Below are 2,470 nucleotides of genomic sequence, written 5' to 3'. Positions count from 1 at the left end.
AGCGCCAGGGCCCCGGCCGCGCCGACCGCGGCCGGCACCAGCCAGGGCGCGGGCCCGCCGACCTCCAGCAGGGCGCCCATGCCGAGGTTGCCGACGGTGATCCCGATCCCGCACACCGTGTTGTAGAGGCCGTAGTGCGTGGCGACCCAGCGACCGCGGGCCAGCGACACCACCGTGTCCATCTCGAAGGGGTAGAGCACGGCCGTCGCGGCGGCGAGCCCCGCCGCGCACAGCAGCAGCCCGGCCACCCCGGCCCACCCCGAGCGCAGCACGACGGGCACGACGAACGCACCGCCCATCAGCCCGAGCCCGGCGACCAGGCACTGCTCGCGGCTCCACGTGCGCCGGCACCAGTCCGTGATCCGCAGCTGCCCCACGAGCGCCACGAGCCCCGAGACCACGAACAGCGCGCTGGTCGCGGCCTGCCCGGCCCGGCCCCCGCCGAGCAGCCGCTCCATGGTGAGCGGCAGCGCCAGGTAGACCTGGAAGGAGAGCACGTACGACCCGGTCATGGCGCACGAGAACAGCCAGAAGGAGCGGTTGCCGAGCACGGTCCGCCACTGCCCGGCCGCTCCCGCCTCGGCACCGGGGGGACGCCGCCGCGCGGGCAGCCGCACCGCCTGCACCGCCGACAGCACCGCGAACAGCACCGCCGACACCGCGCACGTCAGCCGGAAGTCGACGCCGGTCAGGGCGAGCCCGACGAGCGGTCCGAGCAGGATGCCCGCCTGGTAGTAGACGTTGAAGAGCGCGAAGGCCTCCACCCGCCCTCCCGTCTCCCGCCGCCCCTGCGACAGTGCGCCCCCTTCCTTCTCCTCGCCGGCCTCGGCGGCGACGTAGGCGCGTACCGCCGGGTTGAACAGCGCTCCCGCGAGGCCCGTCGCGATCGATGCCGCGATCAGGACGGGCAGGGTGTCGGCGAGGGCGAGCGCGCCGAAGCCGACCGTGCGCAGCGCGCACCCGGCGACGATCAGCGGCTTGAACCCGAACCGGTCCGCGAGCGCGCCGCCGGCCAGGAACATGCCCTGCTGCGACAGGTTCCGCACCCCGAGGACGAGCCCGACCGCCCAGGTGGCGAGGGCCAGTTCGCCCGACAGGTGCGCGGCCAGGTACGGCATCAGCATGTAGAAGCCGAGGTTGATGGTGAACTGGTTGACGTACAACAGCTGGACGGCGGGCTCGAACTGCCGCGTACGTACGAGGAGTTGGGGGGTGCGCATCATCGGACGCCCCCGGCCGACACCGTGGCCCGGCACCGCACGTACGACCAGCTCTCGATGCCCGGCTGCGGACCGGCCACCTCGCGCGGCGCCTGTGCCACCGTGCCCGCCAACAGCCCGTGCGCGTCGCAGAATTCGTCGCTGAAGACGGTGTCGAAGTACCGCTGCGGGCCGTCCGGGAACACCGCGACGATCCGGGTCCCGGCCGGCCGCGTGCGCGCCAGCCAGCCCGCCACGAGCGCCACCGCCCCCACGCTCCAGCCGCCGGTCGCGAACTGCCGCCCCGCGAGCCGCCGCGCGCTGCGCACCGCCTCCGCCGGGTTGACCCAGTGGATCTCGTCGAACGCTTCGTGGTCCACGTTCCCGGGGTGGATGGACGAGCCGAGCCCGCGCATCAGCCGCGGCCCGGCGGGCAGGCCGAACACGGTGGACGCGACGGAGTCGACGCCGACGAGTTCGAGCCCGGCCATCGCGTGCCGCCCGCGCAGCGCCCGCGCGAGTCCCGCCGAATGACCGCCGGTGCCCACGGCACACACCAGCACGTCGAACTCCCCCACCTGCTCGGCGAGTTCGGCGGCGAGAGCGGCGTACGCGGCCGGGTTGTCGGGGTTGTGGTACTGGTTCGGGCACCAGGAGCCCGGCAGCGCGGCGAGCAGTTCGGCGACCCGGTCCACCCGGGCCTGCTGCCAGCCGCCGACCGGGTGCGGCCGCTCGACGGGATGGACGCGGGCGCCGTGCGCGGCGAGCATCCGGGCCACGAGCGGTTCGAGCCCGGGGTCGGTGACGAGGTGGACGGGGTGCCCGTGGTGCACCCCGGCGAGGGCGAGCCCGAGGCCGAGCGTGCCGGACGTCGACTCGACGATGGCGCGGCCGGGCGCCAACTCCTCGCGTTCCCTGGCCCGTTCGACCATGTAGAGGGCGGCCCGGTCCTTGATGCCGCCGAAGTTGAAGCCTTCGAGCTTGGCCCAGTAGCCGCGCGCCGAGCGGCCGGAGGAGGCGTCGTGGGTGATCCACAGCACGGGGGTGTTGCCCACGGCGGCCGGTGCGGCCGGGGGCTGGAGCTTGCCGATCATGAGAGGTGTACGTGCCCTTCGAGTGGTCGGTACGGAACGCGGAGGCGGCAGGGCCTTCAGTTCCGGTCGACCCCGAGGGCGATGAGCAGCCGGTGCCCGGCGAGCGGCGGGGCGCCCGGGCGGCGGGCCGGGGCGGCGTACGAGGGCGGGTTCCAGGGGGCAGGGGGCCGCCGGGCC

Annotated in this window: 2 protein-coding genes; both read right to left on the bottom strand. The window is 74.8% G+C overall.

Annotated elements, in window-relative coordinates:
• A partial coding sequence (locus G3I40_RS13250; RefSeq protein ID WP_164302363.1) for an MFS transporter occupies window positions 1–1,220 on the bottom strand: 1,220 nt, incomplete at its 3' end.
• The gene (locus tag G3I40_RS13245) at window positions 1,220–2,293 is read right to left on the bottom strand and encodes a PLP-dependent cysteine synthase family protein (RefSeq protein ID WP_164302362.1); all 1,074 of its coding nucleotides are present in this window, start codon (window positions 2,291–2,293) and stop codon (window positions 1,220–1,222) included. The genes G3I40_RS13245 and G3I40_RS13250, both read right to left, overlap by 1 nt.
• Between the last annotated feature and the right edge of the window lie 177 nt (window positions 2,294–2,470).

This window comes from Streptomyces sp. SID14478, from assembly GCF_010548525.1.
Lineage (GTDB): Bacteria > Actinomycetota > Actinomycetes > Streptomycetales > Streptomycetaceae > Streptomyces.
The sequence above is the reverse complement of the archived record's forward strand: the minus strand, read 5'-3'. Positions and strand labels throughout refer to the sequence as shown.

What these genes read in the sequence shown, in the direction of transcription:
- G3I40_RS13245 (WP_164302362.1), bottom strand. Translation starts at nt 2,293, where the DNA reads ATGATCGGCAAGCTCCAGCCCCCGGCCGCACCGGCCGCCGTGGGCAAC.